This is a genomic window from Lysinibacillus sphaericus (assembly GCF_000600105.1).
Taxonomy (GTDB): Bacteria; Bacillota; Bacilli; order Bacillales_A; family Planococcaceae; genus Lysinibacillus; species Lysinibacillus sphaericus.
This window is the reverse complement of the sequence record NZ_CP006837.1, coordinates 3,038,724-3,059,936: the sequence shown is the minus strand read 5'-3', so window position 1 is coordinate 3,059,936 and position 21,213 is coordinate 3,038,724. Positions and strand designations below refer to the sequence as shown.

Below are 21,213 nucleotides of genomic sequence, written 5' to 3'. Positions count from 1 at the left end.
ATTTTACTATGAGCAAAATTATCGGTATTGACTTAGGAACAACAAACTCTTGTGTATCTGTACTTGAAGGCGGAGAGCCAAAAGTTATTCCAAACCCAGAAGGAAACCGTACGACTCCATCTGTAGTAGCATTCAAAAATGGTGAAAAACAAGTTGGGGAAGTAGCAAAACGCCAATCAGTAACAAATCCAAATACGATTATTTCAATTAAATCTAAAATGGGTACAGCTGAAAAAGTAAAAGTGGAGGATAAAGAATATACACCACAAGAAGTTTCAGCAATGATTCTTCAATACTTAAAAGGCTATGCAGAAGATTACTTAGGTGAAAAAGTAACGAAAGCAGTTATTACTGTACCTGCTTACTTTAACGATGCACAACGTCAAGCTACAAAAGACGCTGGTAAAATTGCTGGTCTAGAAGTAGAACGTATCATTAATGAGCCAACAGCTGCTGCACTTGCTTACGGTTTAGATAAACAAGATGTAGACCAAAAAGTATTAGTATTTGACCTTGGTGGTGGTACATTCGACGTATCAATCCTTGAATTAGGTGACGGTGTATTCGAAGTATTAGCTACAGCTGGTGATAACAAACTTGGTGGGGACGATTTCGATGACGCAGTAATCGAATATCTAGTTGCCGAATTTAAAAAAGAAAATGGCATTGACCTTTCTAAAGACAAAATGGCTATGCAACGTCTAAAAGACGCTGCTGAAAAAGCGAAAAAAGATTTATCAGGTGTAACGTCTACACAAATTTCATTACCATTCATTACGGCTGGTGAAGCAGGTCCATTACACTTAGAAATCTCTTTAACTCGTGCGAAATTCGATGAGATTACATTACCATTAGTAAATCGTACAGTAGGTCCAGTACGTCAAGCATTATCTGATGCAGGTCTATCTACTTCAGAAATTGACCAAGTAATTTTAGTTGGTGGTTCTACTCGTATTCCTGCCGTACAAGAAGCTGTACGTAAAGAAACTGGTAAAGAGCCTCACCGTGGTGTAAACCCTGATGAAGTAGTAGCAATGGGTGCTGCAGTTCAAGGTGGCGTATTAACAGGTGATGTGAAAGACGTAGTACTTCTTGATGTAACACCACTTTCTTTAGGTATTGAAACAATGGGTGGCGTGTTCACAAAATTAATTGATCGTAACACAACAATTCCAACATCTAAATCACAAGTATTCTCAACTGCAGCAGATAACCAACCAGCAGTAGATATTCACGTATTGCAAGGTGAGCGTTCAATGGCAGCGGATAACAAAACATTAGGTCGCTTCCAATTAGCGGATATCCCACCAGCTCCACGTGGTATTCCACAAATCGAAGTAACATTTGATATTGACAAAAATGGTATCGTGTCTGTTAAAGCGAAAGATTTAGGTACAAATAAAGAACAAACAATCGTTATCCAATCTGATTCTGGTTTATCAGATGAAGAAATCGAACGCATGGTAAAAGATGCTGAAGCAAATGCAGAAGCGGATGCAAAACGTAAAGAAGAAGCTGATCTTCGCAACGAAGCAGACCAATTAGTGTTCCAAGTTGACAAAACAATTGCTGATTTAGGTGAGCAAATTACAGAAGATGAGAAAAAATCTGTAGAAGATGCTCGTGATGAGCTTAAAAAAGCGCTTGAAGCTGGTGAATTAGAAGGTATTAAATCAGCGAAAGAAAAATTAGAAGGCGTATTACAGCCTCTAGTAATGAAAGTTTACGAACAAGCTGCAGCAGCGGCTCAAGCGGCTCAAGGTGGCGAAGCAGGTCCAGAGGCTGGAACTGACAAAAAAGACGATGGTATCGTTGATGCTGACTTTGAAGAAGTAAAAGACGATAAATAAGATATCAACAGCACAGTAAAGTGAAGAAGCCAAAGACCGCTTGCGGCTTTGGCTTTTCTCTTTCTATTCTTTATAGAAAAAAGAATGGGCATGTCAGTGACATTTCTATAATGCTAGAGATATCATAGATACAATGATAGTAATGAGAAAATTATGGCGAAAATTAAAGCAGTTTTTTAAACTGCATGTTACAATAGATTTTATGCAAAAAGAGCGGAGTGTGAATCATGGAGAAACGCGATTACTACGAGGTGCTTGGTTTAACGAAATCGGCTTCTAAAGATGATATTAAAAAAGCATATCGTAAATTATCAAAGCAATACCATCCTGACTTAAATAAAGAGCCAGGTGCAGATGAAAAATTCAAAGAAATTGCTGAGGCTTACGAAGTTCTAAGTGACGATCAGAAAAAAGCGCGCTATGACCAATTTGGCCACGAAGATCCTAACGCAGGCTTTGGCGGCGGTGGCTTCGGAGGCGGCGGCTTTGGCGGCTTCGAGGATATTTTCAGTTCATTCTTTGGTGGCGGTGGACGACGTCAAGATCCGAATGCACCGCGCAAAGGTGATGATTTGCAATATCGCATGAATATTAAATTTGAGGAAGCGATTTTCGGGAAAGAAACAGAAATCGAGATTCCAAAAGATGAAACATGTGATACTTGTCATGGCTCTGGAGCAAAACCAGGGACATCACCAGAAACATGTTCGACATGTAAAGGTGCTGGGCAAATTAACCAAGCAGTCGATACACCTTTTGGTCGCATGATGAATCGTCGTACTTGTTCAACATGTCAAGGAACAGGTAAAATCATTAAAGAAAAATGTTCAACTTGTCGTGGAGAAGGGAAAATTCAAAAACGTAAAACAATCAAAGTGTCTATTCCAGCAGGTGTAGATGACGGTCAACAAATTCGTGTGTCGGGTCAGGGTGAACCAGGTATTAATGGCGGTCCAGCTGGTGACCTATACATTATGTTCCGTGTTCAAGGGCACAATGAATTTGAACGTGATGGAGATGATATCTACTACGAATTAAAATTAACATTCCCTCAAGCAGCACTAGGTGATGAAATTGAGGTACCAACTGTGCATGGAAAAGTAAAATTACGTATTCCTGCAGGCACACAATCAGGTGCTCAATTCCGCTTGAAAGATAAAGGCGTTAAAAATGTGCATGGGTATGGAACAGGTAACCAATATGTCACAGTTAAAGTTGTCACACCAGAAAAACTAACAGAGAAACAAAAACAATTACTACGTGAATTTGCAGAAATCAGTGGTGATATTCCAGAAGAACAAGGAAGCTCACTATTTGATAAAATCAAGAAAAAATTCCAAGGTGAATAATTAGAGGAGCTGAAGAGCTACGTGAAGTGGTCAGAATTATCCATTCATACAAAAAATGAAGCGGTGGAAGCAATTTCAAACATTTTGCATGAAGCAGGGGCTAGCGGTGTTGTTATTGAAGATTCAGCTGAATATGCGAAGCCACGGGAAGATCAGTATGGAGAAATTTATGCGCTAAATGAAGATGATTTTCCAAAAGAGGGAGTCATCGTTAAAGCTTACTTATCAGAGTCTAGCTTTTTAAATGAAACAGTCGAAGAGATTAAGGCGGCCATTACAAATTTAACGAAATTTAACATTGATATTGGCGAAAATGTTGTTTCGATTGTAGAAGTGAACGAGGAAGATTGGGCAACAGCGTGGAAGCAATATTATCACCCTGTTAAAATTTCGGAACGCTTTACAATTGTACCGACATGGGAAGACTATTCACCCGTTTCAACGGATGAGTTAATCATTGAGTTAGATCCTGGCATGGCATTTGGAACAGGAACACATCCAACGACAGTAATGTGCTTACAAGGGCTGGAAAAGGTCGTGAAAGAAGGCGACACGGTTGTTGACATTGGCACAGGTTCAGGGGTTCTGTCCATTGGTGCTGCAATGCTAGGTGCAAAAAGTGTGCATGCCCTTGATTTAGACGAAGTTGCTGTACGTTCTGCTAAAGAAAATGTTGCGTTGAACAAAGTAAGCGATACAGTGCAAGTTTTCCATGGTAACCTATTGGATACTGTCAAGGAGCCAGCAGATGTTGTTGTTGCCAATATTTTAGCGGAAATCATAATGTCCTTTACTGACGATGCATTTACGATTGTCAAACCGGGTGGATTATACGTCACTTCAGGCATCATCGGAGCGAAACGAGATGATGTAAAAGCAGCACTAGAAGCTTCTGGCTTTGTTATTGAAGAAGTATTATTAATGGAAGATTGGGTAGCAATTATCGCCCGTCGTCCACTATAAATGAACCGAGGAAGCGCAAATTGTGAGCCGAGTGCTGACGATTTGGCGCTTCTTCTATTGAGAGGAGTGAGCAGTATGCAACGCTATTTTATTGAGACGGCCATTCATGAAGCGCGCATTACAGGTGAAGATGCCCGTCATATTATGCGTGTTATGCGGATGAAAGAAGGTGCTGAAATCATCGTTGTGGCACAAGACACAGCTTATATTTGTACGATTACGGCCTTTGAAGATGAGGATGTCTTAGTGCAAGCGACGGGACAAACCATTCCATCCCCTGAACTACCAGTGCGTGTAACAGTGGCGTGTGGGTTACCTAAAGGCGATAAACTAGAGCTTATCACGCAAAAGGCAACGGAGCTAGGCATGTATGCTTTATTACCATTTGAAGCGGAACGTTCCATTGTGAAATGGGATGTGAAAAAGGGTGCGAAAAAACAAGAGCGCTTGCAAAAAATTGCAAAAGAGGCAGCGGAACAATCACATCGCACACATATTCCCAAAATCTATGAACCGATTCACTTTAAGCAGCTTGTGTCACAAATAGGAGACTTCGATGCGGTTTTTATTGCAGATGAAGAGGATGCCAAAGCCGAAAAACGAACAAGGTTTGCGGATAAGCTAAAAACCATGGTTGACAAGCAAGCAAAATCCATCCTTATCGTCTTTGGACCAGAAGGTGGGATTGCGCGTAAGGAAGCTGAAATGTTAATGCAAGCAGGTGCCCAAACAATGTCTCTAGGACCAAGAATTTTACGAGCAGAAACGGCGCCTCTTTATGCATTATCTGCAATATCGTATGAATTTGAATAAAACTGCGGTTTAGCCTTGTGGTATTGCTATTTTTTGCAAGTGGAACTGTCACGGAGTAAAGCATTTTACCAGTGTGTATATCCCTTTGTAAAGCGCGTTTTAAGAAAGCTGCTGTCTGCACATGCAGGTGGCAGTTTTTTAGTGCGATTGCCGTCCAATGGTTGTAGGGAATTACTGCTAGATAAGAAAAGCATGATGCAATCGAGCGAATTTACCGTAGAAGCAAATTTTAAAGTAGTGCTGAGAAGGGGAGAAAATTTTTGAAAAAATAGATTGGTTAATGTCAAAGGATTACAGGAATAAAAAAGCCCAATTGTTAGCTTTATCTAACAATTGGAGCGATTACAGTGCTTGAAAGTTGCCTGTTAGAGCAGTTTATTTATTTTAAGGCTTCTTGCATAAAAACTTTCATCTTGCTACTTAATACTGTTAATTCACCAATAATTTCGCTGAAATCTTGAACTAGTTGAGCCTGTTCATTTGTTGCACCATTAATTTGCCCCATGTTTTGTTTCAGATTTTCAAGGCTACTATTAATATTTCGTAATGACGTTTCAATACTTTCTGTCGCGTTCGATGTTTCAGAAGAAAGTTTTCTTACTTCTTGTGCCACAATATTAAAACCAGCGCCATGTTGACCAGCACGAGCTGCTTCAATCGATGCATTTAAGCCAAGTAAATTTGTTTGACGCGAGATGCTTTTTATTAAATTTGTTACTTCGTGTGTTTTTTTAGCATCATCTAGTGCGTGCTGTGCTTGCGTGTTAATTTCGTCACTAGTGGCTGCTAGCTCCTCAGAATGAGAAGCTACGTTATGTACTTTATCTTGTAAACTGTTAATAATAGCTTCCATTTTATTCATATATTCTTCAAGTTTAAGTTTGTTGTCGATTGGTAAACCAAAAGCAAGTGCTCCCACAACTTTACCATGTTCACGAATTGGAAAAGCAAATGCATAAATGAAAATTCCGTAAACGTCTTCTGGGATAATGATATCTGAATTTTGCCCTTTTAAAGCAGTGTAAATATTCTCATCGTTAGCGTTTACTTTGTGCCCGTCTTGATAACCTACATCGATGCGTTTACCAGCTAAACATTTTACAACAGTTTCAGTTTCTTTATCAATAACCGCTACTATTGCTTCTTCTTTTAATGCTAAGTGAATATAGGGTACTGAAAGAGATAATGCTTCAAGAATGTTCATACTAATTCCTCCGTTTTTTGTAAACCGTTTAAGGGCACTATTAGTTATGTAATCATACAATTACATTGAAAGTATATCATTTCACCAGCTTTGTTGCTATATTGGAAAAAAGAAATGTATTTTATAATATGACAATAAAAAACAATTAAATGATAAAAAAGGATGGCAATTACTGATAGAAGGTTTCGTTTTCAAAGGTGATATTATATTGAGATAATTGATAGCAGAGCGTGTTAAAGTTCGGCAGTAGCTATTTGTTATGCTTAGTTATTTTATAAAAAAATCTAATAAGTACTGATTTTAAAAGGTTTGTGTTATTATAGTTCTCGTATCTAAAATAAGAACACAAAAAATACTTATAAATACGAAACACAATGTTATGTGATGTTGAAAGGATGAAATTAATTATGAGTTACGCGCCTCCAAAAACCGTATCTCTATATACGCTAGGTTGTAAAGTAAATCATTATGAAACAGAAGCTATTTGGCAACTGTTTAAAGAAGAAGGCTATGAACGTACGGAGTTTGATCATAAAGCGGACGTTTATGTGATTAATACATGTACAGTAACAAATACGGGTGATAAAAAATCACGTCAAGTTATTCGCAGAGCTGTCCGTCAAAATCCGGATGCTGTTATTTGTGTAACAGGCTGTTATGCGCAAACATCGCCAGCAGAAATTATGGCTATTCCTGGTGTTGATATTGTGGTAGGGACACAGGACCGTACAAAATTACTAGGCTATATTGAACAATATCGTAATGAGCGTCAACCGATTAATGCTGTACGCAACATTATGAAAAACCGTGTATATGAAGAGTTAGATGTACCGGCATTTACAGACCGAACACGTGCATCGTTAAAAATCCAAGAGGGTTGCAATAACTTCTGTACATTTTGTATTATTCCTTGGGCGCGTGGTTTAATGCGCTCTCGTGATCCACAAGAAGTTGTCAAACAAGCCCAACAGTTAGTAGATGCCGGTTATCTTGAAATTGTGCTAACAGGTATTCATACAGGGGGCTATGGTCAAGACTTAAAAGACTATAACCTTGCACAGTTGTTACGTGATTTAGAAGCGAATGTAAAAGGATTGAAACGTTTACGTATTTCTTCTATTGAAGCAAGCCAACTAACAGATGAAGTCATTGAGGTTTTACGTGACTCAAAAATCGTTGTCAATCATTTACACATTCCAATTCAATCTGGTTCGGATACGGTTTTAAAACGTATGCGTCGAAAATATACGATGGCATTTTTCGGTGAGCGCTTAACAAAATTACATGAAGCTTTACCAGATTTAGCTGTTACTTCCGATGTAATTGTTGGTTTCCCAGGGGAGACAGAAGAAGAATTTATGGAAACCTACAACTTTATTCGTGACCATAAGTTTTCTGAATTACATGTTTTCCCATTCTCACCTCGTACAGGCACGCCGGCAGCACGTATGGAAGACCAAGTGGATGAGGACATTAAAAATGAGCGCGTGCATCGTTTAATCGCTTTAAACGACCAACTAGCAAAGGAATATGCTTGTCGTTTTGAAAATGATGTGTTAGAAGTAATCCCAGAGGAATTTGTTCATGATGGTAGTGATGAAGAAGGTTTATTAACAGGTTATACTGATAACTATTTAAAAGTAGTATTTGAAGGACCTGAAAACCTTATTGGTCAACTTGTAAAAGTCAAAATTACACAAGCAGGCTATCCACATTCTAAAGGGCAGTTTGTACGTTTACTAGAAACGGTAAAATAATTGATAAAGGATTGTCTATCTGTTGAAGATGGACAATCCTTTTTACTTCATAATAATAAGCTTGTATGGGCATGATAAAATTTAATAATTTATAAAATTAGTGTTTGAGCACATATTTTTATTGGCTAGACTGGCTCTCGTGTAACGATTATTAGACGGAAACGTGAAAACATGTTATCATTCCAAAGAGGTACGGACAACTTAAGTTAGAAGGAGCGCTTGTTAAATGAAAACAAATTATGCAAGTATGATTGATCACACGTTATTAAAGGCGGAGGCAACGAAAGAGCAAATTGAAAAGTTATGTGCTGAGGCTAAAGAATTTGGCTTTGCATCAGTTTGCGTAAATCCAACTTGGGTAAAATATTGCAGCGAGCTATTACAAAATTCAAATGTTTTAGTTTGTACAGTTATTGGTTTTCCGTTAGGTGCTAATACAACCGCTGTAAAAGTATTTGAGGCAAAAGATGCAATTGCTAACGGTGCACAAGAAGTGGACATGGTTATTAATATTGGGGCATTAAAAGACCAAAACTTTGAATTAGTGCAATCAGATATTGCTGCAGTGGTAGAAGCGGCTAAAGGCAGTGCGATTGTTAAAGTGATTATCGAAACATGCCTACTAACCGAAGAAGAGAAAGTAAAGGCATGTGAACTTTCAGTGGCTGCCGGAGCAGATTTCGTCAAAACGTCAACAGGTTTTTCTACAGGTGGAGCAACAGCAGAGGACATTGCCTTGATGCGCAAAACAGTTGGTCCAGAGCTAGGTGTAAAAGCTTCTGGTGGCGTTCGCAGTTTAGAAGATATGCAAAAAATGGTCGAAGCAGGTGCTACCCGAATTGGGGCAAGCTCTGGTGTAGCGATTGTGAAAGGCTTAATTGCAGATTCTAATTATTAATGTTCACATCATTTAATAGCGGTCTTTAGAAAATAGTGTATGGGGGATTTCTCCGGTACACTATTTTTTTAATTACCACTAAAGACCGTACTTCCAATCAACCATCTATATTACGCTAACTTGTCTATAGAATAATTAATTTTTCTTTCTCATATACTCGAATGACGTAAATGCGTTTTGAAAGGAGGATTTTATGTTTACGCAATTTAAATATTGGCGGCCTTATATCAGTCCATTCGACCCTTGTAAACCGATTGAAGTCAAAAGTTATTCAACACCTCCGCAATTGTATATAGGCTTTCAACCACCTGGACTACCACAATTTCAAACTGCCAAGGAAGCGCTGAAATTTGGCACTTTATGGCCTCAATTTTTTAGTCCATATCCGAATCCTGAGAGAGGTGAGATGAAAGGTGAGTAAAAAAATGCCACCAGAATTTTATGAGCTTCTCGAGGAAATTCAGGCCATCGATTTTGTTTTAGTTGAATTAAATCTTTATTTAGATACACATCCTCACGATTATACAGCGATCACACAATTTAATGAAAATGCTGAAAAAAGTATGCGCTTAAAAATTGATTTTGAGCAAAAATATGGACCACTCATGAACTTTGGAAGAAGCTATTCGAATTATCCGTTTAATTGGGTCGACACGCCATGGCCTTGGCAAGTGTAACATCTTATGAAAAATGTTTGGATTAGGGGGAAAGATGTTTGTGGTATTATGAAAAAAAGCTCCAATATCCAGTGAAAGTTAGTACATGTAACCCGATGCTTGCGAAATTTTTAATAGAGCAGTACGGGGGTGCTGATGGGGAGCTGGCTGCAGCACTTCGGTATATGAATCAGCGTTACACTTTACCTGATAAAGTAGTTGGTTTGCTGACGGATATAGCGACGGAAGAGTTTTCACATCTCGAAATGATTGCGACGATGATTTATAAATTAACGAAGGACGCCACGCCACAGCAGTTAAAAGAAGCGGGAATTGGTGATTATTATGTGAATCATGATAAAGCTTTGTTTTATCAAAATGCAGCCGGTGTGCCATTTACCGCAAGCTACATTCAGGCAAAGGGGGATCCCATTGCTGACCTTTATGAAGATATTGCTGCAGAAGAAAAGGCACGTGCCACATACCAATGGATTATCGACTTATCCGATGACCCTGATTTGAATGATAGTTTAATTTTCCTAAGAGAAAGAGAAATCATCCATTCCCAACGCTTTAGAGAAGCGGTCGAACTATTAAAAGAAGATGGTAACACAAAGAAAATTTTTTAAAATACGACATAAGGGATATTCGTACAGGTTTGCTTCTGTAACAAAACGTAGATGAGATAAAACTTAGCTGATAAGGCAAACGTTTATGGATAACAACACCGTAGTGAAAATCAACGGTAAAGCAATAAAGTGTTAGATTATTGGTAGTCAATCTAACACTTTTTCTCATTTTGCTAATTAGCCTATTCAATATTGGAAAATTGCGCAATATCTTTACGATGACCAATCATGACTAAAATATCTTCTTGTTCAATTAATTGTTCTGGAGATGGAGAGATAATGATATCTACTCCTCTTACAATGGCAATAACACTGACATTGTATTTAGCACGTAGATCTAAATCGCGTAAATTTTTATTAGCCATTTTGGGAGGAATCATTATTTCTTCTATACTATAGTCTTTCGATAACTCAATATAATTTAACATATTAGGGGAGAGCAACTGATTTGCTACTCGCTCACCCATATCGCGTTCAGGATAAATAATCCAATCTGCGCCTACTTTATCTAATACTTGCCCATGTCTTTTCCCAAGCGCTTTAGCAATAATTTTTTTTATGCCAAGTTCTTTTAGCAATGAAACAGTTAAAATACTGGATTGCATATCGTTACCTATAGCAACAATGACACAGTCGAAATTTCCTATTCCAATGGAGGTTAGCGCCTTCTCTTCAGTCGTATCCGCAACGACTGCATGTGTTACATAAAGCTCGGCATCTTCAACCCGCTCCTCGTTAATATCGATTCCAAGCACCTGTTGGCCAGCTTCATGTAATCTTCTAGCAACACTTACTCCGAATCTACCTAAGCCGATGATGGCATATTGATTGATGGTCATAGTCGTTAGCTCCTCTTGAATTTAATTAACCGATCATTATATTTCCTTTTGGATGATGGAAAGCTTCTGGCTTTCGTCGTTTTGTAATAGCAAAAGCAATCGTTAGAGGACCAAGTCTACCAGCAAACATTGTTAAAATAATGAGTATACGACCAGCAGGCGTCAATTCAGGAGTTAGCCCCATGGAAAGTCCAACAGTACCAAAGGCAGATGTAGCCTCAAACAAATACATCATAAAACTATGTTTTTGTTCGGTAATGCTAAGAAAGATGGTGACAAACACCACAATGACCATCCCGCACATTGCCACGGTTAATGCCTTTAAAATGGTTTCAATCACAATTCTACGACGAAATAAAACAACATCTTCCTTCCCTCTAATTTGCGCCCAAAGCGTAGCAGCTAAAACGGCAAACGTTGTTATTTTAATCCCACCAGCGGTAGAACCAGACCCTGCTCCGATAAACATCAATAAAATAGTTAAAAACAATGTAGAGTGAGTCAAATCTCCGATAGGTAAAGTATTCGATCCAGCAGTCCTTGGTGTAACAGCCTGATAGAAAGAGCCTAAAATTTTACCCATTCCCGTTAAATCACCAATTGTTTTACTATTGGTATATTCAAATAAAAATATTAAAAGGGTAGAACCCACTGTTAAAATAACTGTGGCTGATAATACAATTTTAGAATGGACCGAAAGACGCTTTGTTTCACGATATTCATATAACTCATTCATAACGATAAACCCTAAACCACCAATTGTAATCAGCGCACAAATGGTTAACACAACAAATGGATCAGCTACATACGCTGTTAAACCTTGAAACCCTCCCATTAAGTCAAAGCCAGCATTATTAAAGTTCGAGATCGAGTGGAAAAAACCAAAGTAAATGGCTTTGCCAATCGGCATATCAAATGAAAATCGAATCGATAAGATAAGCCCTCCAATTAGTTCAATCAGTGCTGTAAATAACAAAATTCTTTTCACCAATTTCACAAGACCAGCCATCGAAATATTATTAAAGGCTTCTTTTAACAATAGCCTTTCTTTTAAAGAGATTTTTTTCCCTAACAACAAAAATAATAATGTTGCAAAAGTCATAAATCCTAAGCCCCCGATTTGAATAAGAGCCAGAATAACGATTTCACCAAACATTGTAAAGGTGTCTCCTGTATCAACTACAATTAAACCTGTTACACATGTGGCGGAAGTAGCAGTAAACAAGGCATTTAAAAAAGGTAGGCCATTTCCATCCTCTGTAGCAATCGGCAAAGTGAGCAAACATGCCCCAATAAAAATAATAATGGCAAAACCAAGTACAAGAATTTTTGGTGGACTTAAATAATGTATCAATTTTTTCATCGATGTCTCCTAACTGTTTACAAAACATGTGAGCCTTTCATATCCATATTTGGGCATAAGAAAAAGACCCTCATGGTTAGAATGTTGGATTGGGCATCACAAAAAAACTAATGAATGGTGGTCTTTATGACCTCCTTCGCTTTAGCCGACGAAGTTAGCTGACGGGTAGGATGGCGAAAGAGAACTCATCCCTTCTACATATGCAGAATTAACCCCAAAATATTGGGTCCTCCGTACTCACAAAAAATTTGAGATTTGGCTGTTATGAAATTGAATGGGATTATTTTACGCCCAACTAATATTTTTTGTAAAGCCCTTATTTAAAATAAAATTTCTTCACCTTATTGTTCACGTTAAAGCGCTATAAAATTCGGACAAAGTGGGTGTAAAAAATTCTCTGAACTATTTCGAATACTTTCTATTGACCGTTAAAAGACAATACGGTATAATTTTTTAGTACACAACAGTTAGTTATTAGCCTAATTCGATTGTGTATTGACGTGTGTTCGGAGGGAGGGAAAGAGAGATGTCAAAAACTGTCGTTCGCAAAAACGAATCGCTTGAAGATGCTCTTCGCCGCTTCAAACGTACTGTATCAAAAAGTGGTACAATTCAAGAAGTTAGAAAGCGCGAGTTCTACGAAAAACCTAGCGTAAAACGTAAAAAGAAATCAGAAGCTGCACGTAAACGTAAGTGGTAATTTAATTTCCCATTAAAAATCCCTACGTTCAAAACACGCAATTGTATGATTCACTGAGCAGACAATGATATACCTGGAATTAATTGCACTAGCGATTAATTCTGGGTATTTTGCATGATGCTCCATTTTGCGGTACATATTCGAAAAAAAGGCCGAATGAAGTCACTCAAGATTTCATTCGGTTTTTTCATATCCATTATCAACACAACTATTAAATCCATCCAACCGAAGATAAAAAACAACCTTTCATTAAAATTTCACTGTATAATAAAAATAAACAATATTTTGTGAAACTTATTACAAAGTCTCTCGTATATACAGTAGAGAAGCATGTTAGAAGGGAGGGAAAAAGATGCGACAAAAAAGGAGAATACTAAACTATATCATCATCATTTGGATGACAGTTTTGGTAGCGTTTCCATTGACTACAGCTTTCGCGAGTAGCAAGGTTTACCACGTACCGATTCATGATGAAGTAGAACGTGGACTTCACGCATTTTTGGAACGAGCTTTTAAAGAGGCAGAAGAAAATTATGCAGAAGCGATTGTACTGGAGATACATACGCCGGGTGGATTCGTCAATGCAGCTAGTGACATCGCCATGCTTATGGATGCCACAGAAATTCGTACAATTGCTTTTATTAACAAAGATGCGCATTCCGCTGGTGCTTTTTTAGCCTTACATGCAGATGAAATATATATGGTACCAAATGGAACAATTGGCGCAGCGGCTGTCATCGATTCAGTGGGGAATGCAGCGGACAATAAGGCGCATAGTGCGTGGTTAGCACAAATGCAGGCAGCAGCCGAAACATCTGAACGTGACCCGAAATATGCATTAGCAATGGCTGATCCAAAGATTAATTTGCCAGAATATCGTGCTGGGGGAGATAATTTATTGACATTATCTGCTGCAGAAGCAAAAAAGGTCGGCTATTCTGAAGGAACGGTTGCTAACTTTCAAGAGCTTTTGGCGGTAACGGGGCTAAAAGGTAGTGATATTGTACCGATTGAGCCAACATTCGCTGAAAAAATTGCTCGTTTTATTACGAACCCGCTAATTATACCTATTTTGTTGTCCGTTGCTAGTTTAGGGCTTGTTATGGAGCTCTATTCGCCTGGATTTGGCGTTCCGGGTATAATGGGGTTGTCAGCTCTCGGATTATTTTTCTTCGGTCATATGGTGGCAGGCTTTGCAGGATATGAAACATTGTTACTTTTCATCGCAGGGCTAGCCCTCGTTATCGCAGAATTTTTTGTCCCCGGAGGCATTGTTGGTATTTTAGGTGGTGTGCTTATAATACTTAGCTTGCTGCTAGCAGGTGCGAATATAACACAAATGATTATAGCGATCGTTATTGCACTTGTAGTAGCCATAATAGGAATGGTGGTCCTGATGAAATTTTTCGGTAAAAAAATGCATGTTTTAAACAAGTTAGTGTTGATGGATGCAACAACGACGGAAGAAGGCTATGTGTCTAACGTTAATCGCACAGAGTTGTTAGGAAAAGTGGGGGTAACAATTACACCGCTTCGTCCCGCAGGTACAATTCGTTTTGTTAATGAGCGTATTGATGTAGTATCAGAAGGTGGCTACGTTGATGTAGGCAAAAATGTAGAAGTAATTAAAGTTGAAGGCTCACGCATTGTCGTGAGACAAACAGAAAAAGAGATGGAGGAATAACAACATGGGATTTGATTTAGCTCTAATGGGTCCAATTGTCGGGCTAGTCTTATTATTTATTGTAGTCGCTGTATTCTTTACTTTTGTACCAGTGGCGCTGTGGATTTCAGCTCTTGCAGCAGGTGTCCGCGTTAGTATTTTCACATTAATCGGAATGCGCTTACGTCGTGTCATTCCATCGCGTATCGTCAATCCGTTAATTAAAGCCCATAAAGCTGGCTTACCAGTAACTATTAATCAGTTAGAAAGTCACTATTTAGCAGGTGGTAATGTAGATCGTGTCGTAAATGCACTAATTGCTGCTCACCGTGCGAATATTGAACTAACATTTGAACGTTGTGCTGCGATTGATCTTGCGGGTCGTGATGTATTAGAAGCGGTACAAATGTCGGTTAACCCAAAAGTAATTGAAACACCATTTATTGCAGGTGTTGCAATGAACGGGATTGAAGTAAAAGCGAAAGCACGTATTACTGTGCGTGCTAACATCGAACGTTTAGTCGGTGGTGCAGGGGAAGAAACAGTTATTGCCCGTGTAGGTGAAGGGATCGTTTCTACAATCGGTAGTGCAACAAGCCATACAACAGTCCTTGAAAATCCGGATATGATTTCGCAAACCGTGTTATCTAAAGGCTTAGACTCGGGAACAGCATTTGAAATCTTATCGATTGATATTGCGGATGTTGATATCGGTAAAAATATCGGTGCGGAATTACAGATTGAACAAGCGCAGGCGGATAAAAACATCGCCCAAGCGAAAGCTGAAGAACGCCGGGCGATGGCGGTAGCAAATGAGCAAGAAATGATTGCCCGCGTTCAAGAAATGAAAGCGAAAGTAGTGGAGGCAGAAGCAGAAGTTCCGCAAGCGATGGCAGAAGCTTTACGCTCTGGTAATCTTGGTATTATGGATTACATGAATTATCGTAACATTCAAGCGGATACAGCTATGCGTGATTCTATTTCTAAAGTAAGCCTAGATAAATCAGAACCAAATGAACCGAACGTATAACATACGGAAAGGAGCGAGTGCTAACAAATGGAACAACTCATTATTATTGCAATTATTGCCATAGTCAGCTCGCTTTTCGGAAAATTAAAAAACCCAAAAGAACAAAAGCCAATGCCCCCTTTCAATAAATCGGCTCAACCTTCCACTCATATGGAAGTAGATGAGCCGATGCAACATCAGCCAACGACTAAAAGGCAGAGCTTTGAGGATTTTGCACGAGAGTTTTTAGGGGAAATGAAAGCGGAAATGACGACAGACATGCCGGAAAAACGAGTGGAACCAAGAGAGGAAAGTGTGAAGGAACACATTCCTAGCTATGTAGCACCGCCGTTAACGCCGACTGAACCTTCTAGTCGTAAAATTGAACGACCTAGCCTTGGTCGTTTAGCTGCAGGGAAAAAAGAAAGAACAGTTGCAGCATCCAATAATGGATTTCAACTACCAAATTCTCAAAAGGCAATTGTGCAAGCAGTGGTAATGGCTGAAATTTTAGGTCCACCAAAAGCAAAACGAAAATAACTAGCATGTCCTCCTTTTTTGGCGCATATATTGCCGAAGAAGGAGGCATTTTTTATGAAAAAATTATTTCAATTAACGCCACTACTTGAATTAACACAGTATGAAACATTAAAAATTATCGGTCCATATCGCTTTTTACATGCGGACGCTACATCGTGCTCGTTTATTTATGCAGATTATCATATTATTGTGCGTGGAAAATCCGTTGCTATAAATGCAATTAAAGAAGAAATGCTTCATCTTTCAGTAGAGGATTTGCAAGAATTACATGTGAAAATGACTAAAGATTTGGGTGTGAGCAATCATGTGGAATAATCGACCGATTATCATACGTATAAAGCGTCATGAAAATGTTCATCCTTTTATTCAAGCATTGCATGCGCAACACATACCATTAAAGCGTGTCGTCTTTCGGGAGCAAGAAGTGACATTTGAAACGCATATGGGGTACTTGTCTAAAATTCGTCGTATACGCAGTCGCTATCGGCTTAAAATGACTGTTCATTATGCAGATGAACAACATGTTTTTCGAGCTCAACTTTGGACATTGCTTGGTTTGTTTATTATGATTTTAATCCCTTTACTATGTGCGCAAGTAGTTTGGCGCGTCGATATTGAAGCGGCTACACCAGAATTGCAACAACAAATAGAGCGAACGTTTCAAGAAACTTTTAGGCTAGAAACACCTATGACGAAAAAAGTGTTACCGTCAGATGCAGTAATTCGGCAAAGTCTGTTAGAAAAGCATCGAGATTTAGCATGGGTGCATATTGAAAAACACGGTGGTCGAGTTATTTTAAGACCACAGGAATCGCCTAAGAAAACGGAGCTGACAACAGAAAAACTTGCCACGCATTTAGTCGCTACAAAAAGTGGTGTTATTACACACTTCAATATTCAACATGGTGAGCGGAAAATTTCTGTAAATGATACAGCGTATGATGGGGACGTTCTAGTTAGTGGTGTCATTGAAAGTGGGGATGATCATGTTTTTGTTGGGGCAAAGGGAGAGGTATTTGCTGACTATTGGCTTGAATGCACATTTAAAATACCAACGAAGCTAACGCTCCAATCTTTGCAACAAAAGCAATGGCGTGTAGTCGTGAAAGGTATTCATAAAGAAGCGGTTGATTATGTACAAAAGAAAGACTTACCAAGTTGGCTAGATCCTTATGTTTCCATTGTGGAGGAACAGCAAACAAAAACGATGGAAATTACATTAGATGAATCTAAAATAGACACGTTGTTAATGCCACTACTTCATGAAAAGATGTTGCAATCCCTTCCTGCAAAAACAGTTATTAAGAAAGAAAACCTTTTACAGGCGAAGTGGGGGAATGGTACAGTTGAAGGGAAAGTTCTATTTTTAGTCAATGAAAACATTGCAAGTCCAATACAAGGGCCACAAGGAGAATGATTATGTCAGAACATTTAACTGTATTACAAGTGGATAATCCAAATGAAGCGGTCATGTTACTAGGTATATCTGATGCGAATATGAAATTGATTGAAGAGGCACTTCGCGTTCATATTATTACGCGCGGTGAGCAAATTCAGCTTGCAGGTGAAGAAGAGGCAAAAGAACAAGCGACATATCTTTTACATGCATTATTAAAAGTTATTCGCAAAGGCATTAATATCGACCAACGGGATGTAGCAACCGCAATTGAAATGACACAAAAAGGAACAATTGAATATTTTGCAGAACTTTACGATGAAGAAATTGCACGCACGACAAAAGGGAAACCAATTCGTGCTAAGACAATTGGTCAACGAGAATACATACAAGCGATTCGTCACAAAGACGTTGTTTTCGGTATTGGTCCAGCAGGTACCGGAAAAACGTATTTAGCGGTAGTAATGGCTACACAAGCGCTTAAAAATGGGCATGTAAAGCGTATTATTTTAACTCGTCCTGCCGTAGAAGCAGGAGAGTCATTGGGCTTCCTTCCAGGCGATTTAAAGGAAAAGGTGGATCCGTATTTACGTCCACTCTACGACGCATTAAACGATATTTATGGCTCGGAACAAACTCAACGTCTAATTGAGCGAGGAACGATTGAAATCGCGCCATTAGCGTATATGCGAGGACGTACATTAGATGATGCTTTTGTAATTTTAGATGAAGCGCAAAATACAACACATATGCAAATGAAGATGTTTTTAACACGTCTTGGCTTTGGTTCAAAAATGGTTATTACTGGCGATAAAACGCAAATTGACCTTCCTAAAAATACAGAGTCAGGATTGATTGTTGCGGAACGCACGTTAAAATATGTCAAACCAATACATTTCCAAATTTTAGAGCAAGGCGACGTTGTCCGCCATCCAGTCGTAGCAAAAATCATCCAAGCTTATGAGGAGCAACAACTTTAAAATAACCGCCTAAGGCGGTTATTTTAAAGTCTGTACCGAAAGCGAAGCGACAGGTACAACGATAGAAAAGTCTGTACGGAAAGCGAAGCGACAGGTACAACGATAGAAAAGTCTGTACGGAAAGCGAAGCAACAGGTACAACAATAGAAAAGTCTGTACCGAAAGCGAAGCGACAGGTACAACGATAAAAAAAGTCTGTACCGAAAGCGAAGCGACAGGTACAACGATAACCCTGAACACAGCGTAGCGGTGGAGGAGACTTAAGCAACGCCCGCGGAAAGGGAGCAATCCGTAACGGAAATCAATGGCAAAAGTCTGAGACCAAAGCGAAGTGACAAGTCAGCGAATTATGCATATATAAGGTTAAATGTGACGGCTATACATATACGTATAGCTGTTTTTTTGCTTTCTTTATACATTTTTCGGGAAAAATGTTTTTTGAATTGGTATGATAGAAGATAGATAGGGGAGGTGCCAAATGGAGAAACAACTTCAGAAAATTACGGAGCTTATTGGATTCCGCTACTTTTTGATTGTCGTTCTCATCCTTACAGGAGCATTACAATTTACATTTATGTATGGCAATGTAAAGGGTGTTACATATGATTTTAAACCGTTGCAACTTGCGTCAGAAACAGTAAGATCAACGAAAACCATCGAAGATACCGTGAAGACACAGCAGGAACGAGAAAAGGCTGCTAACGCAGTTACGCCCGTCTATCAATTTTCTGAAGACGTCGCTAAGCAACGTGTAGCAATCGTGACGTCTTTATTTGATTATGTCCTCGAAGTGAAAAAGGATGTCGAAAGTAGTAAGGACCCTGTTGCAACTGTCGACCAAGTGGCAAAGCTCCGGAAAAAATTAGAATCCATTGATGTGGATCAAATGCCTGTCGTCTTTACCGATGCACAGTTAGAAGGCTTATTACAACAAAGTGAAGCCGATTTAAAGCGAACAAGCATACAACTATCAAAACTTGTACAAGAATACCTAGAAAAATCAATTCGAAAAGAAAATGTGTTAGCTGCTCAAAATGATTTTGAAACCAAAATACGTGGACAGCGTGGCTATCCTGATAGGATTTTAAGTACCGTCGTATCAATTGGACGTGCTAGTATTATCGAAAACGAAACCATTAATGAGGAACAAACGAAAGTTAGAATAGAACAAGCAAAGGAAGCCGTTGAACCAACACGTATTCTACAAGGTCAAATCATCGTACAAGAAGGTCAGATTATTGATAATGAGGCTTATCGCCAGTTAGAGCTACTGGGTATGGTGAGTAATAAAGCATCACTGAAGCCGATTGCAGGGCTAATTATTTTAACGTTCATTCAAATGATATTTATGTATATTTATTTTGATCGCTGGGAAATCGAAGAACAGAAAAAGCGCAATGCATTACTCGTAACAGTTATTGTGTATAGTTTTTCAATCCTGCTAATGAAGTTTATAAGCTTAGTGGCAGATGGGTTTGATGTGACAATTGCCTTTTTATTCCCAACAGCGTTAGCTACAATGCTTGTACGTCTACTCGCTGATGATCGAGCTGCAGTCCTTATTACTGTCATGACAGCTGCTTCAGCAGGGGTTATTTTCCAAGAAGGATATTCTTCTGTAATGCAGATGGAAATTACTTTGTATATCATATTTGGTGGCTTTGCGAGTCTATTCTTTATGCGTAGTGTAGAAAAACGCTCGCATATTATGCAGGCGGTTGCCGTGATTTCTGTTGTAAATATGGGCTTTATCGCATTTTATTTATTAATGACACAATCATCTTATGGTTTATCTGAGCTATTGTTTTACTTTATAGCCGCGATATTATCAGCACTACTATCTGGTGCGCTAACGATGGGACTATTGCCATTTTTTGAGTCAGCCTTTAGTTTGCTCTCCACATTACGTCTCATTGAGCTATCCAATCCAAATCATCCATTGCTGAAAAAGCTACTAATGGAGACACCGGGAACATATCATCATAGTGTAATGGTAGCGAATCTAGCTGAAGCGGCATGCGAAGCGATAGGTGCGGACGGATTGCTCGCACGTGTCGGTTGTTATTATCATGATATTGGCAAAACGAAACGACCAGCTTTCTTTATTGAAAATCAAATGTCAGGTATGAATCCGCATGATTCCATGCCTCCAGAAACAAGTGCTGAAATAATTATTGCGCATACAACTGATGGCGCAGAAATGCTAAGACGTTATAAAATGCCACAAGAAATTATTGATATTGCGCTACAACATCATGGTACAAGTCTACTTAAATTTTTCCTTTACAAAGCGAAGGAAGAAGGAAAAGTAATAGATGAGGCAAAATTCCGTTACCCAGGACCAAAACCTCAAACGAAGGAAGCCGCGGTAATAAGCGTTGCTGATAGTGTGGAAGCGGCGGTTCGTTCGATGAAAGAGCCAAATGCTGAGAAAATTCATAAACTCGTTCGAGCAATTATTGATGACCGTGTACAAGATCATCAGTTTGATGAATGCGATATTTCGATAAAAGAGTTAAAATGTATAGAGCAAGTACTTTGTGAGACGTTGAATGGGATTTTCCATTCCCGTATTGAATATCCAAAGGCAGATAAGTAGGAGGC

Annotated in this window: 20 protein-coding genes and 1 riboswitch; of the genes, 17 read left to right on the top strand and 3 right to left on the bottom strand. The window is 38.9% G+C overall.

The features are described 5' to 3' along the window. Positions 1-8 precede the first annotated feature (8 nt). The 4 genes from dnaK (at position 9) to T479_RS14645 (ending at position 4,975) form a co-directional block, all read left to right on the top strand. Complete coding sequence (gene dnaK / locus T479_RS14660) at positions 9-1,850, top strand: molecular chaperone DnaK (RefSeq protein WP_025220034.1); 1,842 nt, start codon at positions 9-11, stop codon at positions 1,848-1,850. Positions 1,851-2,077: 227 nt separating this feature from the next. Beyond that, a complete protein-coding gene (gene dnaJ, locus T479_RS14655) occupies positions 2,078-3,199 on the top strand; it encodes a molecular chaperone DnaJ (protein WP_024363049.1) in 1,122 nt (373 codons plus the stop codon). Between the two features lie 21 nt (positions 3,200-3,220). Continuing rightward, positions 3,221-4,162 carry a 50S ribosomal protein L11 methyltransferase gene (gene prmA, locus T479_RS14650; protein WP_024363048.1) on the top strand — a complete coding sequence of 314 codons (942 nt, stop codon included), beginning with the start codon at positions 3,221-3,223 and terminating at the stop codon, positions 4,160-4,162. A gap of 75 nt (positions 4,163-4,237) precedes the next feature. Then, a complete protein-coding gene (locus T479_RS14645; RefSeq protein WP_025220033.1) occupies positions 4,238-4,975 on the top strand; it encodes a 16S rRNA (uracil(1498)-N(3))-methyltransferase in 738 nt (245 codons plus the stop codon). Positions 4,976-5,354: 379 nt separating this feature from the next. On the opposite strand, the gene T479_RS14640 is transcribed toward T479_RS14645, so the two are convergent. After that, positions 5,355-6,179, bottom strand: a complete 825-nt coding sequence (locus T479_RS14640) for a methyl-accepting chemotaxis protein (protein WP_025220032.1) — start codon at positions 6,177-6,179, stop codon at positions 5,355-5,357. Positions 6,180-6,586: 407 nt separating this feature from the next. On the opposite strand from T479_RS14640, the gene mtaB reads away from it, so the two are divergent. From mtaB to T479_RS14615, 5 genes are all read left to right on the top strand, one after another. Further along, positions 6,587-7,936, top strand: coding sequence for a tRNA (N(6)-L-threonylcarbamoyladenosine(37)-C(2))-methylthiotransferase MtaB (gene mtaB / locus T479_RS14635; protein WP_024363045.1), 1,350 nt, complete (start codon positions 6,587-6,589; stop codon positions 7,934-7,936). A 226-nt stretch (positions 7,937-8,162) separates the two neighbouring features. Further along, positions 8,163-8,834, top strand: a complete 672-nt coding sequence (gene deoC, locus T479_RS14630) for a deoxyribose-phosphate aldolase (protein ID WP_025220031.1) — start codon at positions 8,163-8,165, stop codon at positions 8,832-8,834. A 193-nt stretch (positions 8,835-9,027) separates the two neighbouring features. Beyond that, positions 9,028-9,255: a spore coat associated protein CotJA gene (locus tag T479_RS14625; protein ID WP_024363043.1), complete on the top strand. Its 228-nt coding sequence runs from the start codon at positions 9,028-9,030 to the stop codon at positions 9,253-9,255. Positions 9,256-9,259: 4 nt separating this feature from the next. Beyond that, positions 9,260-9,511, top strand: a complete 252-nt coding sequence (locus tag T479_RS14620) for a spore coat protein CotJB (RefSeq protein ID WP_029747265.1) — start codon at positions 9,260-9,262, stop codon at positions 9,509-9,511. 38 nt (positions 9,512-9,549) lie between these two features. Then, entirely contained in the window at positions 9,550-10,119 is a 570-nt protein-coding gene (locus T479_RS14615; RefSeq protein WP_024363041.1) for a manganese catalase family protein, read from the top strand. Positions 10,120-10,301: 182 nt separating this feature from the next. Here T479_RS14615 and T479_RS14610 read toward each other — a convergent pair whose 3' ends face one another. Then, positions 10,302-10,958, bottom strand: a complete 657-nt coding sequence (locus T479_RS14610) for a potassium channel family protein (protein WP_024363040.1) — start codon at positions 10,956-10,958, stop codon at positions 10,302-10,304. Positions 10,959-10,983: 25 nt separating this feature from the next. After that, entirely contained in the window at positions 10,984-12,321 is a 1,338-nt protein-coding gene (locus T479_RS14605) for a TrkH family potassium uptake protein (RefSeq protein ID WP_025220030.1), read from the bottom strand. A 128-nt stretch (positions 12,322-12,449) separates the two neighbouring features. Next, a riboswitch (cyclic di-AMP (ydaO/yuaA leader) is annotated at positions 12,450-12,592 on the bottom strand. Between the two features lie 255 nt (positions 12,593-12,847). Here T479_RS14605 and rpsU point away from each other — a divergent pair. The 8 genes from rpsU to T479_RS14565 all read left to right on the top strand — a co-directional run bounded on the left by rpsU (position 12,848) and on the right by T479_RS14565 (position 21,208). Beyond that, positions 12,848-13,021, top strand: coding sequence for a 30S ribosomal protein S21 (rpsU, locus tag T479_RS14600; RefSeq protein ID WP_004227078.1), 174 nt, complete (start codon positions 12,848-12,850; stop codon positions 13,019-13,021). Positions 13,022-13,373: 352 nt separating this feature from the next. Next, on the top strand, positions 13,374-14,705 hold the full coding sequence (locus T479_RS14595) for an NfeD family protein (RefSeq protein ID WP_025220029.1): 1,332 nt from the start codon (positions 13,374-13,376) through the stop codon (positions 14,703-14,705). A 25-nt stretch (positions 14,706-14,730) separates the two neighbouring features. Then, a complete protein-coding gene (gene floA, locus T479_RS14590) occupies positions 14,731-15,714 on the top strand; it encodes a flotillin-like protein FloA (RefSeq protein WP_370510659.1) in 984 nt (327 codons plus the stop codon). Positions 15,715-15,741: 27 nt separating this feature from the next. Beyond that, positions 15,742-16,233, top strand: coding sequence for a YqfB family membrane protein (locus tag T479_RS14585; RefSeq protein ID WP_024363036.1), 492 nt, complete (start codon positions 15,742-15,744; stop codon positions 16,231-16,233). 54 nt (positions 16,234-16,287) lie between these two features. Further along, on the top strand, positions 16,288-16,548 hold the full coding sequence (locus T479_RS14580; protein WP_024363035.1) for a hypothetical protein: 261 nt from the start codon (positions 16,288-16,290) through the stop codon (positions 16,546-16,548). After that, entirely contained in the window at positions 16,538-17,650 is a 1,113-nt protein-coding gene (locus T479_RS14575) for a sporulation protein YqfD (protein ID WP_024363034.1), read from the top strand. Before T479_RS14580 ends, T479_RS14575 begins: the two co-directional genes overlap by 11 nt. Before the next feature lie 2 nt (positions 17,651-17,652). Next, complete coding sequence (locus T479_RS14570; protein ID WP_024363033.1) at positions 17,653-18,609, top strand: PhoH family protein; 957 nt, start codon at positions 17,653-17,655, stop codon at positions 18,607-18,609. Between the two features lie 478 nt (positions 18,610-19,087). Further along, on the top strand, positions 19,088-21,208 hold the full coding sequence (locus tag T479_RS14565; RefSeq protein ID WP_024363032.1) for an HD family phosphohydrolase: 2,121 nt from the start codon (positions 19,088-19,090) through the stop codon (positions 21,206-21,208). The last annotated feature ends 5 nt before the right edge of the window (positions 21,209-21,213 follow it).

What these genes read in the sequence shown, in the direction of transcription:
- T479_RS14625 (WP_024363043.1), top strand. Translation starts at nt 9,028, where the DNA reads ATGTTTACGCAATTTAAATATTGGCGGCCTTATATCAGTCCATTCGAC.
- T479_RS14585 (WP_024363036.1), top strand. Translation starts at nt 15,742, where the DNA reads ATGGAACAACTCATTATTATTGCAATTATTGCCATAGTCAGCTCGCTT.
- dnaK (WP_025220034.1), top strand. Translation starts at nt 9, where the DNA reads ATGAGCAAAATTATCGGTATTGACTTAGGAACAACAAACTCTTGTGTA.
- T479_RS14620 (WP_029747265.1), top strand. Translation starts at nt 9,260, where the DNA reads ATGCCACCAGAATTTTATGAGCTTCTCGAGGAAATTCAGGCCATCGAT.
- T479_RS14580 (WP_024363035.1), top strand. Translation starts at nt 16,288, where the DNA reads ATGAAAAAATTATTTCAATTAACGCCACTACTTGAATTAACACAGTAT.
- deoC (WP_025220031.1), top strand. Translation starts at nt 8,163, where the DNA reads ATGAAAACAAATTATGCAAGTATGATTGATCACACGTTATTAAAGGCG.
- T479_RS14645 (WP_025220033.1), top strand. Translation starts at nt 4,238, where the DNA reads ATGCAACGCTATTTTATTGAGACGGCCATTCATGAAGCGCGCATTACA.
- mtaB (WP_024363045.1), top strand. Translation starts at nt 6,587, where the DNA reads ATGAGTTACGCGCCTCCAAAAACCGTATCTCTATATACGCTAGGTTGT.
- T479_RS14610 (WP_024363040.1), bottom strand. Translation starts at nt 10,958, where the DNA reads ATGACCATCAATCAATATGCCATCATCGGCTTAGGTAGATTCGGAGTA.
- T479_RS14575 (WP_024363034.1), top strand. Translation starts at nt 16,538, where the DNA reads ATGTGGAATAATCGACCGATTATCATACGTATAAAGCGTCATGAAAAT.
- dnaJ (WP_024363049.1), top strand. Translation starts at nt 2,078, where the DNA reads ATGGAGAAACGCGATTACTACGAGGTGCTTGGTTTAACGAAATCGGCT.
- T479_RS14570 (WP_024363033.1), top strand. Translation starts at nt 17,653, where the DNA reads ATGTCAGAACATTTAACTGTATTACAAGTGGATAATCCAAATGAAGCG.
- T479_RS14605 (WP_025220030.1), bottom strand. Translation starts at nt 12,321, where the DNA reads ATGAAAAAATTGATACATTATTTAAGTCCACCAAAAATTCTTGTACTT.
- T479_RS14595 (WP_025220029.1), top strand. Translation starts at nt 13,374, where the DNA reads ATGCGACAAAAAAGGAGAATACTAAACTATATCATCATCATTTGGATG.
- T479_RS14640 (WP_025220032.1), bottom strand. Translation starts at nt 6,179, where the DNA reads ATGAACATTCTTGAAGCATTATCTCTTTCAGTACCCTATATTCACTTA.
- T479_RS14565 (WP_024363032.1), top strand. Translation starts at nt 19,088, where the DNA reads ATGGAGAAACAACTTCAGAAAATTACGGAGCTTATTGGATTCCGCTAC.
- rpsU (WP_004227078.1), top strand. Translation starts at nt 12,848, where the DNA reads ATGTCAAAAACTGTCGTTCGCAAAAACGAATCGCTTGAAGATGCTCTT.
- floA (WP_370510659.1), top strand. Translation starts at nt 14,731, where the DNA reads ATGGGTCCAATTGTCGGGCTAGTCTTATTATTTATTGTAGTCGCTGTA.